Genomic DNA, 15,658 nt, shown 5'->3' with positions numbered 1-15,658 from the left:
TATTGGGGATCCGGAAGAGGAGTTGAATCGTAATGGCTGATTGGAACGACACCCGGAACGAACGGACGGGTTTCGGCGCAGCACCCGGCATCAATGGCGAAGTCGCGAGCGGCGTCACATTCGACGAGGGTCTGCGCAAGCATATGCTCTCGATTTACAATTACATGACATCGGGCATTCTCCTGACCGGCGTTATTTCACTGCTGTTCGCCCGCTCGGGCATGGCAGCCGACATCATGCTCGGCGGCGGCCCGCTGGCATGGATCATCATTCTGTCGCCGCTGGCGATCGTTTTCGCGATGAGCTTCGGACGTAACAAGTTCAGCACGGCCACGCTTCAGGCGATGTTCTGGGGCTTTGCTGCGCTGATGGGTCTGTCGATGTCGACGATATTCCTGATGTACACAGCAAGCTCCATCGCGGTGACTTTCTTCGCGACGTCGGCGGCCTTCGCAGGGCTTAGCCTATTCGGATACACCACGAAGAAAGACATGTCCGGTATGGGCAGCTTCCTGATTATGGGTGTCGTCGGACTGATCGTGGCTATGCTGCTGAATATGTGGCTGCAGTCGCCGGGCCTGATGTACGCCATCAGCTTCATCGGTGTGCTGATCTTTGCTGGTCTGACCGCGTATGACACGCAGCGTCTGAAGTCGGAATATCTGGCGATCCGCCAAGCCGGTATGACCAACCCTGCGGTCGCGGCAGCTTACCCAATGGGCAAGCTCGTGATCCTCGGCGCGCTGACCCTGTATCTGGACTTCATCAACATGTTCCAGTTCCTGCTGAGCTTCCTCGGCAGCCAGGAATAGTCGCAAATAAGACTCACTTGAACGTGCCCGGAGTGCAATGTGCATTCCGGGCATTTTCTTTGTCTGCTTAAGGCGTTACGGTTGCTTCAGGTCAGCGTAATATTCGCTGTTCCATAGTATCAAGCGCGCTAAGGAGGGCCGCAGGAGCATGTTCGAAACGAACGCCGCAAAAATTCGTCTTGCCGGGGCCATGATGGGCCTGGCGTTGCTTGCCGGGTGTGTGACGCCGCCACCTCCGCCGCCTCCACCTCCGCCTCCGCCCCCTCCGGTCAAAGTCATTCCGCCGCGGCCATTGCCGCCGGGTGGTGCGACCCCGACGATGTATGTGCCTCCTCGCGGGCTCGACGGAATTCGCCGGACAGTGAACTACGGCATCACGACGCCGCAATCGGTTTGGAATTTGCGTTCTGCATTGAATGTTGCGGCGCTGAATTGTCTTGATCCGCGTTATGACGGGCTTGTCGATGCGTATTCGTCGCTGCTGACAACTCACAAGCGTCAACTTGCGCGGGTGAATGACCAGATCACGCAGGAATATCGGGCCGAATACGGCCGGGCCGAATATCGTGACGCATTCGACGGCTACATGACGCAGGTTTACAATTATTTCGCTCTGCCGCCTGCGCAGAGGCCATTTTGCGATACCGCGATGCAGATCGCCAGCGCTTCACTGATGGTGGAAGAAGGCGGGCTGGAACCGTTTGCGTTGGCCAACCTGCCGTTGATCGAGAGCGTGTTCGACAATTTCTACACTGAGCTTGAACAGTACCGCGTGAATGTCGCGGCATGGGATTCGCAATACGCGCCGGCATCGACGTTCGCTCCGTCTGCTGTTTTCGCACCTGCTCCGACTTTCGTTGCGGGTGACGGAACACAGACCAATACGGCGACCCCTGCTGCGAGTTCAGCCGGATTCGCGCCGGTCATTCGCAGCGTCGAAGTTGCTCCGTCGGACACCGGTGAAGAGCGGGTTTACACCGCAGCGCCTTACCCGGCGCAAGCGCAGCCAGTCGTTGTTGATGCCTTGCCCGGTGCGCAGGCGGCACCTGCGGTCGGTGCCGGTGGAACCGGAGCCGCTGCAAACGTACAAGGGCCGCTGGTCGGTGCTACGCTGGAAGCGGCTGCACCTGAAAGCGGCGCAATTCCTGGATTTACAATCACGGAGCAACCCTTGCCCGAACCATCGCAGGAGCCCGTTTTCATCAGCGAGCCGGTCGTTGAGCCGCTGCCTGACGAAGACGGTTAATCGGCTGGAGGCAGTGCCCCCGGTGTCTGCCATGGACATGAGGGCCGTCATAGCTGGCCAATAAGAGAGATTGGCCCTAAAGGCGCGTCATGCATTTCCTCGACCAAGCGAAGATATTTTTGAAATCCGGTGCCGGTGGCCCCGGAGCGGTTAGTTTTCGGCGTGAAAAATACGTCGAATACGGCGGACCCGACGGCGGCAATGGCGGCCGGGGCGGGGACATCGTGTTCGAAGCCGTGCAGGGCCTGAACACCCTTATCGACTTCCGCTATGCACAGCATTTCAAGGCGAAACGCGGCGGACACGGTATGGGCCGTGACCGCTACGGTGCCGGTGCCGACGACCTTGTAATCAAGGTACCGGTCGGCACGCAGATCCTGTCCGAAGACAAGGAAGAAATACTCGCCGATTTCACCGAAGTCGGGCAGCGCGTCGTATTCCTCGAAGGCGGAATGGGCGGACGCGGCAATGCGAGCTACAAAAGCTCCACAAACCGCGCGCCGCGCCAGCATCAGCCTGGTGAAGCGGGTGAAGAAATGTGGGTCTGGCTGCGGCTGAAACTGCTTGCCGATGTTGGCCTGCTCGGATTGCCGAACGCTGGCAAATCCACTTTCATCAACGCAGTTTCCAATGCGAAGGCGAAAGTCGGCGCCTATGCCTTTACCACTCTCGTGCCGAAACTGGGCGTGGTGCATCACAAAGGGCGCGAGTTCGTGATCGCGGATATTCCCGGCCTGATCGAAGGGGCTGCTGACGGGGCCGGTATCGGTGACCGTTTTCTTGGGCACATCGAACGCTGCCGCGTGCTGATCCACCTGGTCGATATTTCAGGCGACGATCCGGCGGCTGCGATGCAGACAGTTCAGGAAGAACTGGCTGCATACGGTGCAGGTCTTGAGAACAAGCCGCAATTGATCGCGCTGAACAAGCTCGATCTGGCCGACGCCGAACTGGCAGAAGGTTTTGCCAAGGAACTGATGGATGCTGGCGCGGACGAGGTTTTCGCTGTTTCCGGCGCAACTGGGCAGGGGATTGAACAATTGCTCGATGCGGTGCTCTCGTACCTGCCCGATCGGACGTCCACGGAAACCAATGCGGCCGAAGAAGAAAGCATTGATGAAGCCGAACCATGGTCACCCATCTGATTTCTTCGCCCGCTGGTCGGTAAGGCAGCTTCTCATCCGCGGGTCCTGCGGGTAAATGCCACGCTATGGCGATCGAACGGCTGGAACATCTGACCGACAAGGATATTTGTAGCACTCTGGTGCTCAAGATCGGTTCTGCGCTGCTCGTCGATGGTGACGGCAAACCAAAATCGGCGTGGCTGGCAGGGCTGGTCAACGAAATCTCGGAATTGCGGGCCGGTGGCCAGAACGTGGTGGTGGTCAGTTCGGGCGCGATCGCTCTGGGCGCTGCGCGGCTGGGTCTGCCAAAAGGCGGGCGCGGCAGTCTTGCCGATGCGCAGGCCGCGGCGTCGGTCGGGCAGATTGCGCTGGCCGGGTTGTGGTCGGGGCTGTTGGAGCAGCACGGTCTGACCGCGGCGCAAATGCTGGTAACGCTGGGCGATATGGAAGAGCGCCGCCGATATCTCAACGCATCGACCACGCTTTCACGCCTGCTGGAAGCTGGCATAGTGCCGGTCGTGAACGAAAACGACAGCGTGGCGACGGAAGAAATCCGTTTTGGCGACAATGACCGCCTGGCATCCCGCGTGGCTCAGGCTGCCTCTGCCGACGCGGTAATCCTTCTCTCCGATGTTGACGGCCTGATGGACCGCAACCCCGCCGAACCTGGGGCAAGGCTCGTTCCGCAGGTTAACGGCGTGACGAGCGAAGTCCGTGCGATGGCGGATGGCGGATCAGCCTCGGGCATGGGTTCGGGTGGGATGACATCGAAAATTCAGGCGGCGGAAATTGCCGAGCGCGCCGGAATCGCTCTCGCGATCATAAACGGCACGGTCGACAAGCCCATTTCTACCGCTCTCGGCAAAGACCGCGGCACGGTCTTCGTCGCCCAGCGGCAGGACAATGCACGGCAGGCCTGGCTAGGCGGGCGAATCGCGCCGGGCGGATCGCTGGTGGTCGACGAGGGCTGCATTTCCGCCCTTGCCAACGGTGCCAGCCTGCTTGCAGCCGGTATCGTCGAGGTGAAGGGCGCGTTTGAGCGCGGCGAACTGGTCATCGTGCTCGACGGCGACGGATGCGTCGTCGCGCAGGGTCTGGCCGAATATGGCGCGGAGGCGTGCCGCGCGATTGCAGGCAAGAAGCAGGCCGAACAAGCCGGCATTCTTGGACATGCGCCAAGGTCCGCGGTCGTGCATAGAGACCAGATGGTGATGCTGTGAGCAGTGCGGGTAAAATTGCGATAACTGGCGGTACCGGTTTTGTGGGGCAGGCAGTGCTTGACGCGGCAAAGCGCCGCGATCTGGCGGTGCGCGCGCTGGCACGGCGTGTGCCTGATGACCGGCCTGCGGTCGAATGGGTTCACGGCAGTCTGCACGACGAACCTGCATTGCGCTCACTGGCAGGCGGCGCAGATGCCGTGGTCCACATTGCCGGGTTGACCAACACGCCGGATATTGCGGAATTTGCCCGGGCGAACGTCGCCGGAACGCAGGCAATGATAGATGCAGCCAAGGGCGCGGGTGCGAAGCGGTTTGTTTTCGTGTCCTCGCTATCTGCCAGGAAGCCTGATCTTTCCGCGTATGGGGCATCCAAGCTGGAAGCAGAGAAGCTGGTGGAGGCCAGTGGTCTCGACTGGACGATCGTGCGCCCGCCAGCAGTCTATGGCCCGCGCGACAGCGATATGTTCGAGCTGTTCAAGAGCGCGCGGCTGGGGATTGTCCCTCTGCCGCCGGGCGGGGCGACTTCGCTGATCCATGTGGATGATCTGGCCGCTTTGCTTCTGGATCTCGTCCCATCGTCGCCGATTGTGCGGTGCAAGCTGTTCGAGCCGGATGATGGCCGCGTGGGCGGCTGGTCGCACAAGGAACTGGCGAAGGAAATCGGGCGCGCCGTGGGCCGCCCGGTTCTGGCCCCGCACCTGCCGCGCGGTGTGCTGCTGGGCGCAGCGAAAATCGACAAGCTGGTTCGCGGGGACGGCGCAAAACTGACCGCTGACCGTGTCGGTTACATGTGCCATCCGAACTGGGTCGCCCGTTCGGACAAGTCGGTGCCTGACAGTGTCTGGAGCCCTGCGATCAAATCGGAGCAGGGGCTGCGGCAAACGGCCGAATGGTATCGGCGCGAGAACTGGCTCTAGGCCAGCCGGGCCTAGAAAGCCGGATCGAAACCGGGCGGCAATTCGCCATCATCCCCCAGCGGCGTGTGAATGCCGCATTCGGTCTTGTCCCAACCCTTCCAACGGCCCGAACGCGGGTCTTCACCCGGCGCAACTTTGTTGGTGCAGGGCGAACATCCGATCGAGGGGTAGCCTTGTTCAACCAGCGGGTGACGCGGCAGGCTGTGTTCTTCAAAATAGGCCTGAATATCATCAGCCGTCCAGTCGATCAGCGGGTTGATCTTGAGCCGGCCCTGCGCGTCGGAACTGTCCACTTCGAACCGTGGCAGATTGGCGCGCGTGGCGGACTGGAAAGCCTTCCTGCCGGTCAGCGTTGCGTCATACCCGGCCAGCGCATTGGCGAGCGGGATAACCTTGCGAATCTCGCAGCACCCATCGGGGTCGTAGGACCAGCGCAGGCCGCTTTCGTCTTTCTGCGCGATCAGACCGGGTTCGGGCAAAATGTTGCGCAGGTTGTTCAGTCCAAGCTGGGTAATCAGGGTGTCGCGATAAGTCAGTGTTTCGTCAAAATGCTTGCCTGTTTCCAGAAACAGGACCGGCAGATCAGGTGCGACCTCACTGATAAGGTGCAGCAAAACAGCGCTTTCTGCGCCGAAGCTGGAAACCGTGGCAAGTTCGCCGACCAGATCATCTTCGATCAGATTGCGCAGCATTTCTCGCGTATCCTGACCCCTGAACATCCGGTTTAGGCGGATCGCATCATCGTCGGTAAAACGCGGGGCGGTGTCGAGGCGGTCTATCGCACGCAAATCATTCATGGCGCAGGTTCCAGATAGGTGTGCGGCTGTCCGCGCTTTCCTGATAGACTTCGGGCCAGCGGTTCAGCGCAGCTTCGACATCGCTGGGATCGAGCGGCGCGTCGGGTTCGAATGCGTCGAAACCGCAGCGCTTCATATTGCCAATCTGATCGACCAGCACATCGCCGACCGCGCGAATTTCGCCGGTATAGCCTGCTTCGCGCAGCATACGCGCGGCGGAATAACCGCGCCCGTCGCCGAACACCGGAAAGTTGACTTCCACCAGATGGATCTGGGCCAGATGCGGGATCAGGTCGCGCGCATCGTCGCTCGGTTCGATCCGAACGGCGTTGGCGTTGGTCTGTTCGACAAAGGAATCGACCGTGACAGCGGCATGATCAACCGCCTCGTCATCGCGGAAACGAAGGATATCAACCATACAGCGCCTCCTTGAACGGAGCCATTCCGATGCGGCGATAGGTGTCGAGGAAGCGTTCCCCATCCTCCCTCTGGCTCAGGTAAACGTCAGCGGCTGTTTCGATAGCATCGACGATCCCGTCTTCCGAAAAACCGGGGCCGGTAATCTTGGCTAGCGACGTGTCCTCTGCCTCGCTTCCGCCCAGCAGCAACTGGTAATTTTCGACGCCTTTCTTATCGACGCCGAGGATGCCGATATGCCCGGCGTGATGGTGCCCGCAGGCATTGATGCAACCGGAGATTTTCAGTTTGAGTTCGCCCAGCGTGTCTTCCTTGCCATTCGCGGTGAAGCGCTGGGAAATTTTCTGTGCCAGCGGGATCGAGCGGGCGTTGGCCAGACTGCAGTAATCGAGGCCGGGGCAGGCAATAATGTCGCCGATCCGGTCAAGGTTCGGCGTGCCAAGGCCCGCCTCGTCCAGAGCGGTCCACAAGGCATGAAGGTCTTCGATCCTGACGTGCGGCAGGACGATGTTCTGCGTGTGCATCACGCGCAGTTCGTCGAAGCTATAATCCCTGGCGAGCTGCGCCATCAGATGCATCTGTTCGGCAGTCGCATCGCCCGGGATGCCGCCAACCGGCTTTAGGCTGATAACCGCGCTGACATAGCTGTCATGCTTGTGCCGGTGGGTGTTGCGATCAACCCACAGCGCGAAATCAGGATCGCTGCGATCGACAGTTTTCGCGCCGTCGGCAAATTCGGGATCGGTGAAGAACGTCTTGATCCGGCCCAGTTCAGCGATCGGCGGTTCGATGCCTTGGCCGAGCAGGTGGGCAAATTCTTCCTCTACCTGCCGCGTATATTCCTCTGCCCCCAATTCGTGGACCAGGATCTTGATCCGCGCCTTGTACTTGTTGTCGCGCCGGCCATAGCGGTTGTAGACGCGCAGGCAGGCTTCGGAATAGGTGATCAGCTGATCCAGCGGCACGAATTCGCGGATGTTGGGGGCGATCATCGGGGTGCGTCCCATGCCCCCGCCAACATAGAAGCTTGCGCCCAGTTCACCCGCATCGTTCTTTACGATCTGGATACCGATATCGTGCAGCCGCATGGCAGCGCGGTCTGTATCGCTGGCAATCACCGCAATCTTGAACTTGCGCGGCAAATACATGAATTCCGGATGGAAACTGGACCATTGGCGCAGCAATTCGGCATAGGGGCGCGGATCGACCAGTTCATCCTGCGCGGCGCCTGCGAAATGGTCCGAACTGATATTGCGGATGCAGTTTCCGCTGGTCTGGATGGCGTGCATTTCAACCGCGGCGAGGTCCGCCAGAATGTCGCCTGCATCTTCCAGCTTTATCCAGTTGTACTGGATGTTCTGCCGGGTGGTGAAATGCCCGTATCCGCGGTCATACTTGTCGGCAATATCCGACAGCGCGTGCATCTGACGCGAATTGAGCGTGCCATAGGGAACCGCCACGCGCAGCATATAGGCGTGCAATTGCAGGTAGAGGCCGTTCATCAGCCGCAGCGGCTTGAACTGGTCTTCGCTCAGCTTCCCATCGAGACGTCGTTGGGCCTGGTCGCGGAATTCTTCCACCCGGGCATCGACCATCGCCTGGTCGTATTTGTCATATGCATACATGTCAGATTACCCAGTTGCCGATCTCGGGGTCGGCCGGTTTGAGAGTGAGATCGGGCCGCACTGTCGGGCCCAATGCCCGGATGCGGTCCTTGATGTGATTGGGGCGGGCCACGCCGTCGGTCAGGGTGGCTTCGACTGCGTAAGGTACATTGACGCGGCGCGCGCTTTCCTCACGCGCCATGACCGCTTCGGCATTGCCGCCCACGTCAATGGCGTTTTCTATGTGGAGAACCCAGTCGGAGCCATCCCACCAGACGACAGCTCCGGTCTTCAGATCATTGCCGGTCAGGATGATCATGCCGCTGCCTCCTCTGCGATCCGGGCGATCGCGTGATCGCCGCGCGCTGTGACTTCGCCGATCACGATCAGCGCTGGGCTGACAACCGAGTGGTTTTCAACGATTTCGGGAAGCGCCGCGAGCGGGCCGCGCAAGACGCGCATCTCAGGCCGTGCGGCGTTCTCGATCACTGCGACAGGCATCGCAGGCGAAAGGCCGTCTTCCATCAGTTTTTCGGCAATTTGCGGCGCGGTCTTGACGCCCATGTAAATTACCAGAGTGCGGTGCTGGCCGGCCAGACCGGCCCAGTTCTGGTCTTTCAGTCCTTTGCACTGGCCCGCCACAAAGCTGACGATGCTCGCGCTGTCACGGTGGGTGAGGGCGATGCCAGCTGCCGCAGCCGCGCCATTTGCCGCACTGATGCCCGGCACGACTTCCACCGGAACGCCGGCGGCGTGGCAGTCTTCCATTTCCTCGCCGCCGCGTCCGAAGATGAACGGGTCGCCGCCTTTCAGACGGACGACATCGCGCCCTGCGTGCGCTTCACGGACGAGTAGGGCGTTGATCTGATCTTGCGGCAGGGTGTGTTTGGAACGCTTCTTGGCCACGGAAATCAGTGTCGCCCCGCTGCTGGCAAGCGCCAGAATAGCGGGATCAACCAGCCCATCGTGGACAATAAGCGTCGCATTCTGCAGCAAACGTGCAGCGCGCATGGTCAGCAGATCGGGATCACCCGGACCTGCGCCGACGAGAAAGACTGTGCCTGTTTTTGTCATGCCGCCCAGATGCGCGACGGCACGCTACCCTTCCAGCGAGAATGGGTGTCCAGCGTGGAAGCAAAGTTTTTGAAAGCGGTTGTAGCAGGCCGAGAAGCTTAGCTTTTGTCGCCTGTTACCCGCTGCGAGATAGCCGCGACAAGCTGATCCATCTGGGCATTGCTGCGCAGATTAAGGTCGCGCTGCGGGAATGGAATTTCGATGCCGTTTTCCTGAAACAGGTCCCACAGGGTCTTCAGAACTTCGCTTTTGATATTCCCGATGCCCGCTTCCGGGTCCTTGATCCAGCAATGGATTATGAAGTCGACCGAGCTGTCACCATACCCGTCCAGCCAGCAGGTCGGTGGGGGTGACTTCAGCACGCGCGAGGTGTTTTTTGCCGCCTCTAGCATCAATTGTTCGGCCTTCTTGATGTCGCAATTGTAACTGACCCCGACGGGGATCTGCATGCGGACATTGCGGCTTGAATAGGACCAGTTTTCAACCTGGTTGACCATCAGGTTCTCGTTCGGGATCAGGTATTCTTTCTGGTCCCGGGTGGTGATCGAAACGGCGCGGATACCGATCTTGCGGATCTGGCCAAACGTCGAATTGCCAGCTTGGTCGGCGACCGCAATAACGTCGCCAGGCTTGATCGATTTGTCCATCAACAGGATGATCCCTGCGATCAGATTACCGAAGGTTTTCTGCAAACCGAAACCGATCGCCAAACCGAATGCACCGGAAAATACAGCCAGTGCAGTCAGATCAATGCCAAGCAGATCGATACCTAGGAAGAATGCCGCACCCCAGATGACGATCGTGGAGATTTTCTCCGACAGCAGCCGCTGCGTATTGTCGAGCTTGGTCATCCGCTTGAGCAGCATCGAGACCAGACGCGATGCAGCCCATGCCATTGCTATGACGAGGAAGATAACTCCAACGACAATCAGCACATCCCACATCGAGATACGCATGTCGCCGATGCTGAATGCCATCGCATCAAGTGTGTCGACCATCCCGCCAACGGTCTCGCTCTTGTCCGAAACGGCTTCTTTCAGGTCCTCGGCTGCGCTGACGGCTTCGGTTGGCGTCGGGGTTGGCTCAGGCGTAGCTGATACATCGGGAGAGGTGACGTCTTGACCGTTGGCATTCTCGACCGGTTGCAGCGTGACGGTATCGCCCGCTTGCAATGTCTCGCCGTCGGAAGTTTCCATCGCCAGTGGCGCGGTTGCAGTGGTCATGTTTGCTCCATCGCCGCGAACCCTTGCTCAAGGTCGCGTATCAGATCCTGTGCATCCTCTAGCCCGATGGCGAGGCGAACGCCATGTCGGTCCTCTGCCTGCCAGTTTCCGGGCGGCCAAGGGGTCGCGGTGCGGATCGGAGCAGGGTCAAATGGCAAAGCCAGGCTTTCGAAACCGCCCCAGCTGTAGCCAATGCCGAACAGTTGCAGGGCGTCGATCAGACGGGCCCTGCTTTCCTCGCCTGCCCCTTTCAGGACGAAGCTGAATAGGCCGCACCCGCCGGTGAAATCCCGGCTCCACAATTCGTGACCTGCGCAGCCTTCGAGCAGCGGGCAAAGGACATGTGCCACTTCCGGGCGCGCGGCCAGCCAGCTTGCAACCTCACGAGCGGTCTGCGTTGTCCGGTCGAGCCGCAAGCCCATGGTGCGTAAACCGCGCAGCGCCAGTGCTGCATCGTCGGGCGATACTACGTGGCCCAGCGTCTGCGCTGTCTGGCGCAGCAGACGGTAATGGCGATTGGCGGCACTTGCGCTGCCCATCATCAGGTCGGAATGTCCGCCGACATGCTTGGTCAGCGACATGATCGATATATCGCAGCCATGCTTGAGCGCTGGAAAGCCAAGCGACGTCGCATAGGTGTTGTCGATCAGGCTGGTCGCGCCCATCTCGCGCGCAATCGCTGCGAGGGCAGGCACATCGCACACTTCCATAGTCAGGCTACCGGGGCTTTCCAGCATGACGGCCTTGGTCCGTTCGCAGAACTGATCGCGAAACCCATCAACATCCAGCGGGTCGAAAAAGCGCGCTTCGATGCCAAGTTTGCGGAACAGGCCGGTCGCCATCAGGCGCGTCGGCTCATACGCGTTGTCTGTTACCAGCAAGACGTCACCTGGTTTCAGCACGGCCATGAGCGAGCCGGATAACGCGGCGACGCCGCTCGGGTAAAGCACCGTGCCGTACGCGTCGGGTTCGAGTTTGGTCAGAGCATCGCACAGTGCCCACTGGGTTGGCGAACCGCGCCGGCCATAGAAAAAGCGGCCGTCCTCGTTGGTCTTGGTTCCCTGTCTGAGCGCCGCTGTATCGCGGTACAGATGGGTGCTGCCCCGCCAAACTGGCGGATTGACCACTGCACCGGTCCATTCTTCGCGCCGTCCAGCCGCTACCAGGCGCGTATCGCGGCCTTGCTTGTCATCGAAATTGGCCATGCCTAGCGCGCGGGTCCTTCTTCTTTCGGGGTAAGGGGATCTGCGCCCCATTCGCTCCAGCTGCCATCGTAGAGTGCGGCATTGTCATTGCCCAGCAGTTCCAGCGCGAACAACAGCACAGATGCGGTCATCCCGCTCCCGCAGCTGCCGATGATCGGCTTTTCCAGGTCAAGGCCGGACTCGGCGAATATTTCGCGCAGCTCCGTTAAATCCCTGAAGGTGCCATCTTCGTTGAACAGGCTGGCAAAGTGCAAATTTCGCGCGCCCGGTATGTGGCCGCCGGCGAGGCCGTGTACGGTATCGGATACCTCGCCGGTGAAACGGTCAGCGTCGCGTGCATCGACCACCTGATCTTCACAGCTGGTGCAATTGCCGAGCATGTGCGCTTTACTCCGGACCCTGCTGCGATCATCGCACTGTGCGGTGAAATCGGACGGTTCCACTTGCGGTGTGCCCGGTTCGACAGGACGGTTTTCAGCGACCCATTTGTCCAGGCCTCCATCAAGTATCGCAACATTGTCGAAACCGAACATGCGGAAGATGAAATACGCCCGAGCAGAGCTGTGGAGCGCGCTGTTATCGTACAAGACGACTCGATCAGTGTTGCGCACGCCGAGTTGGCGAAGCCGCTGCTCGAACTGATCCAGCCGGGGCAGAGCTGACGGGACTGGCGACGTGCCATCCTTTAGCAACGGCAAATCCAGATACCGAGCACCCAATATATGTTGAGCAAGGAATTCTGCCGCTGGATCGCGATTTGCAGACGGCAAATGCGCTGATGCGTCCAGAATTACGAGGTCATCTGCATTGAGGTTCTGGGCAAGCCAGTCGGTTGATACGAGTATTTCCATGGCCTGAACCTAGCCGGGTCAAGAACCCTCGTCGAGATAGACCAGCTTTGTCAGTTCAGCGCGCGCAAGCCGATATTGCGGTAAGTCTGTGCCATTTCGTCCAGCCGGAATGGCTGCAGTTTGGCACCGGTCTCGGCGGGTTTGATGCCGACCACCAGCGTGCTGATGATCGGATCGAGCCCTTCAGCCTCGATCCGCAGCCTCAGCAGCGGGACATACAGTCTGGCTTGTCCCTGTGAAATTGTGCGGATTGCATTGATCGGCAAGCGAAATTCCCCGCGCACTTCATGACCATCGCCAACTGGTATCGTTTCGACGACGCTCATCGGTTGCAATTCTGTCGCTGCGTCCGCGATTTGATCGCCGATGGGCGCCTGCCCGTGGGCAGTGACGACATCTGCCTTCACGGTTATGTCTGTCAGATCCCGGTCGCCCTGATTGAGCAATTCAAACCGGTAGGCGAGCGTGGCATTCATCAGACTGCGGCTTAGCGACAGCGCCTCGGCCTTTACGTGAAGCTTGCCTTTGCCCGCGCCAGTCGCGGGTGTGGCCGCTGCTGCGCTGCCTGCTGCTGGAGCGAACGGGGGCGCGGGCGAGGGCGTACGTTTGGGCGGTTTGACTGGCTCACGCCGATTGGTTTCTGCAGTTGCAGAACCGGCTGCAGGTGTGCGGGCAAGCGGCGGCTCGATCTGCGGTGCTGCGGCAAATTCGCTGCGCTGCCTGCGCCAGAAGAGGAACGCTCCCACCACAATTGCCAGAACGGCTGCCAAGGCCGCCAGCCATGCGGCCAATCCCAACCTTGCGGTATTGTCCCCGATCACTTCCGATTGGGCTTCCACGGGGGCGATTTCAGTTGGGAGGGAACTTGCCGCTGACGCACCGTCATCTTCTGTAGCGGGGGCTTCAGTGGCAGTGCCATCTGCCATTAGCGGCTCACTCGCTGGCGGCAGAGCGGTCTGTGCTGGCGCGGGAGCGATGCCAACCGGCTCAGGCCGCGGCTGCGGCGCAGTAACCGTTTGGGCTGGTGCGGCGGCCGGGCTGCGGCGGGGCTGCGTCGCTGCTGGGGATGCCGAGTCATCCGTTGCGCTGGCCGTAGGTGCGGGTGACGGCTGGGGTGTCGGGCTCGCAGTCGGGAGAACCCGCGGACGTGACGGCAGCGCGCCTTCGACATCCACTGGACCCTGGACCTGCGGTGTCGCTGTCGGGGTTGGGGTGGGCAGCTGGAAATCCCGAACACTTCCGGGCGACGCTGCAGCCGGCGCGGTTAGCGCAATGGCGAGGATGGATGGGATGATGCGGTGTGTCATGTTTCTTTGGATTGGTTTCTGTGCGACCAGCAGAGGGCGCGCTGAATAGTCACTGAACCTGGCAAATACCACAGATGACTTGTGCGAATTGTCCGATCACGGCATCAGCGCGGCATGAGCGACACACCTGAATCAAACCAGCCCAACGTCCAGTTTCTTGGCCAGCAGAGCCCGCTGCCATCCTCTCCTGAAGAGGCGGTTCTCGACTATGTACCCAATCCGCGGCCCGGATCGCTGTATCTGACGCGGTTCGCTGCGCCCGAATTCACCTCGCTATGCCCTGTAACCGGCCAGCCCGATTTCGCGCACCTTGTGATCGATTACGCCCCGGGGGACACGATTGTTGAATCGAAAAGCCTCAAGCTTTTTCTGGGTAGTTTCCGCAATCACAACGGCTTTCATGAAGATGTGACGGTTGGCATCGGCCAGCGGCTGGCAGACGAGATGAAGCCGCGCTGGCTGCGGATCGGTGGTTACTGGTATCCGCGCGGCGGAATTCCGATCGACGTATTCTGGCAAACCGGCGCGCCGCCGGAAGGTCTGTGGGTGCCGGATCAGGGTGTGCAGGGCTATCGCGGTCGCGGCTGAGGCGCGTGGCTATTTCTTGACGCGCCATTCTCGCGAATAGGTCGATTCCTCGTTATATTTGCGGTTCTTCGCGTTTTCCTGTTCCGACAGTTCCTGATCGGTGGAGACGCGGCTCCTCGCGTCCTTGATCAGCGTGTCACGCCTGATCGGCACAACCTGGGCGATAGGCGTTCCAGCGCGCAGCAGGGTTTCGCCAACCGGACCGGTCCAGACAAACGGGATGTTCACTGCGGTGTCGAACCGGTCGCAATCGACCAATCCGGAAAAGCATGTGAAGGGCAAATCCGGCCGGCTGAATGGCTGGCTGAATAGCACCGAGTACCCGTCTGGAACCTTGATCCGCCAGGGATTGATGAATTTGAGCGGCATCGCCGTTTGGAAGGGATCCTCGGGCGCGCCGATCTGGCCCGGGTGATGTTGTTCTATCGGTTGAAACGGCACGTCCGGGGCCCAGCCCATCTGGATAGAGACGCGGTCTTCCGGCACCATCAACTGCACATCGAACGGCAGCGGCAGCATAAAACCAAGCGACATGACATCGGTAACCGGCAGGCACGCCTTGATGGTCAGGCCGGGCAGCCCATTTGCATCGGGCATTCCCATCTCGCGGGGTAAGCGTTTAAACCATTCGGGTGCGAACCGGATCGCCTTGTCCGGTTGCGGGATCGTGTTCCACAGCGACAGTTCGCACAGAAACTCTATCTCAGTCGGGCTCGATTTGCTGCTGTTCTCCTGAACAGGCGCAGGCTCTCCAAAGCCAAAGCTTACCTTGAAATTGCTCATGATGCCCCGCCTCGCGCAATTGCCATCGCGCGACTCTGGGCGAAGAGCCACGTTTCAGCAACGCTGCAACGCAGCGTTTCGACAGATCGGTCTAGTCGCCCCAGTCGCCGGACGAATCGTTGCCTGTCAGGACGCGTGCGTTTTCACCCGACAGATTGAGCATCTCGCGTTTAATATCGGCAAGATCATAGCCCATGATGAACAGCCCGCCCAAGGCAGCCGCGCAGAAAAAGAAGAACGGTTTGAACATGGCGCCACAGCTTAATTGCCAGATTTCGGCAATCTCCTAACGCCTTTGGTAAGCTGAAATTTACCACAATCCGAGGCTCAAGGCTTGGGTTGCGGGAGGGCCCGCCTGTCGAACCGGAAAAATGCGGAAGGGGGGGGATGGTGCCGGCTGCAGGAGTCGAACCCGCGGCCTGATGATTACAAATCAACTGCTCTACCAACTGAGCTAAGCCGGCCCATCGCCGTGCAGCTATCGAAGCTG

At 60.1% G+C, this 15,658-nt stretch carries 17 protein-coding genes and 1 tRNA gene; 6 read left to right on the top strand and 12 right to left on the bottom strand.

Annotated elements, in window-relative coordinates; all coding sequences use genetic code 11:
- The first annotated feature begins 32 nt into the window (after window positions 1-32).
- The 5 genes from PO778_RS07710 to PO778_RS07690 all read left to right on the top strand — a co-directional run bounded on the left by PO778_RS07710 (window position 33) and on the right by PO778_RS07690 (window position 5,319).
- Complete coding sequence (locus tag PO778_RS07710) at window positions 33-812, top strand: Bax inhibitor-1/YccA family protein (RefSeq protein ID WP_271439141.1); 780 nt, start codon at window positions 33-35, stop codon at window positions 810-812.
- Between the two features lie 148 nt (window positions 813-960).
- Window positions 961-2,058, top strand: coding sequence for a hypothetical protein (locus PO778_RS07705; protein WP_160730336.1), 1,098 nt, complete (start codon window positions 961-963; stop codon window positions 2,056-2,058).
- Between the two features lie 89 nt (window positions 2,059-2,147).
- Entirely contained in the window at window positions 2,148-3,203 is a 1,056-nt protein-coding gene (obgE, locus tag PO778_RS07700; RefSeq protein ID WP_160730335.1) for a GTPase ObgE, read from the top strand.
- Between the two features lie 65 nt (window positions 3,204-3,268).
- Window positions 3,269-4,402 (top strand): glutamate 5-kinase, encoded by a 1,134-nt coding sequence (proB, locus tag PO778_RS07695; protein WP_271439140.1) that lies wholly within the window; start codon window positions 3,269-3,271, stop codon window positions 4,400-4,402.
- Entirely contained in the window at window positions 4,399-5,319 is a 921-nt protein-coding gene (locus PO778_RS07690) for an NAD-dependent epimerase/dehydratase family protein (RefSeq protein WP_271439139.1), read from the top strand. Before proB ends, PO778_RS07690 begins: the two co-directional genes overlap by 4 nt.
- Before the next feature lie 11 nt (window positions 5,320-5,330).
- On the opposite strand, the gene PO778_RS07685 is transcribed toward PO778_RS07690, so the two are convergent.
- The 9 genes from PO778_RS07685 to PO778_RS07645 form a co-directional block, all read right to left on the bottom strand.
- Window positions 5,331-6,116, bottom strand: a complete 786-nt coding sequence (locus tag PO778_RS07685; RefSeq protein ID WP_271439138.1) for a phosphoadenylyl-sulfate reductase — start codon at window positions 6,114-6,116, stop codon at window positions 5,331-5,333.
- Window positions 6,109-6,534 (bottom strand): DUF934 domain-containing protein, encoded by a 426-nt coding sequence (locus PO778_RS07680; protein ID WP_271439137.1) that lies wholly within the window; start codon window positions 6,532-6,534, stop codon window positions 6,109-6,111. Before PO778_RS07680 ends, PO778_RS07685 begins: the two co-directional genes overlap by 8 nt.
- Window positions 6,527-8,158, bottom strand: a complete 1,632-nt coding sequence (locus PO778_RS07675) for a nitrite/sulfite reductase (protein ID WP_271439136.1) — start codon at window positions 8,156-8,158, stop codon at window positions 6,527-6,529. The genes PO778_RS07680 and PO778_RS07675 overlap by 8 nt, the downstream gene beginning before the upstream one ends.
- A gap of 1 nt (window position 8,159) precedes the next feature.
- Window positions 8,160-8,456, bottom strand: coding sequence for a DUF2849 domain-containing protein (locus tag PO778_RS07670; RefSeq protein ID WP_160730329.1), 297 nt, complete (start codon window positions 8,454-8,456; stop codon window positions 8,160-8,162).
- Window positions 8,453-9,211: a uroporphyrinogen-III C-methyltransferase gene (cobA, locus tag PO778_RS07665; RefSeq protein WP_271439135.1), complete on the bottom strand. Its 759-nt coding sequence runs from the start codon at window positions 9,209-9,211 to the stop codon at window positions 8,453-8,455. The genes PO778_RS07670 and cobA overlap by 4 nt, the downstream gene beginning before the upstream one ends.
- A 98-nt stretch (window positions 9,212-9,309) precedes the next feature.
- A complete protein-coding gene (locus PO778_RS07660; RefSeq protein ID WP_235903630.1) occupies window positions 9,310-10,434 on the bottom strand; it encodes a mechanosensitive ion channel family protein in 1,125 nt (374 codons plus the stop codon).
- Window positions 10,431-11,639, bottom strand: a complete 1,209-nt coding sequence (gene metC / locus PO778_RS07655) for a cystathionine beta-lyase (RefSeq protein WP_271439134.1) — start codon at window positions 11,637-11,639, stop codon at window positions 10,431-10,433. Before metC ends, PO778_RS07660 begins: the two co-directional genes overlap by 4 nt.
- A gap of 2 nt (window positions 11,640-11,641) precedes the next feature.
- Entirely contained in the window at window positions 11,642-12,490 is an 849-nt protein-coding gene (gene sseA, locus PO778_RS07650) for a 3-mercaptopyruvate sulfurtransferase (protein ID WP_271439133.1), read from the bottom strand.
- A gap of 50 nt (window positions 12,491-12,540) precedes the next feature.
- Window positions 12,541-13,416, bottom strand: a complete 876-nt coding sequence (locus PO778_RS07645; RefSeq protein WP_271439132.1) for a hypothetical protein — start codon at window positions 13,414-13,416, stop codon at window positions 12,541-12,543.
- A 495-nt stretch (window positions 13,417-13,911) separates the two neighbouring features.
- Between PO778_RS07645 and queF the strand changes: the two genes are divergently transcribed.
- Complete coding sequence (gene queF, locus PO778_RS07640) at window positions 13,912-14,385, top strand: preQ(1) synthase (protein WP_160730324.1); 474 nt, start codon at window positions 13,912-13,914, stop codon at window positions 14,383-14,385.
- Between the two features lie 9 nt (window positions 14,386-14,394).
- Here queF and PO778_RS07635 read toward each other — a convergent pair whose 3' ends face one another.
- The 3 genes from PO778_RS07635 to PO778_RS07625 form a co-directional block, all read right to left on the bottom strand.
- Window positions 14,395-15,168 (bottom strand): hypothetical protein, encoded by a 774-nt coding sequence (locus PO778_RS07635; protein WP_271439131.1) that lies wholly within the window; start codon window positions 15,166-15,168, stop codon window positions 14,395-14,397.
- Window positions 15,169-15,259: 91 nt separating this feature from the next.
- Window positions 15,260-15,418, bottom strand: a complete 159-nt coding sequence (locus PO778_RS07630; protein ID WP_271439130.1) for a hypothetical protein — start codon at window positions 15,416-15,418, stop codon at window positions 15,260-15,262.
- 138 nt (window positions 15,419-15,556) lie between these two features.
- A tRNA-Thr gene (locus PO778_RS07625) sits at window positions 15,557-15,632 on the bottom strand.
- Window positions 15,633-15,658: the final 26 nt, after the last annotated feature.

Origin of the sequence: Pontixanthobacter luteolus, from assembly GCF_947494915.1 — a bacterium.
Taxonomy (GTDB): domain Bacteria; phylum Pseudomonadota; class Alphaproteobacteria; order Sphingomonadales; family Sphingomonadaceae; genus Pontixanthobacter; species Pontixanthobacter luteolus.
This window is presented reverse-complemented; position numbering and strand designations above follow the sequence as displayed.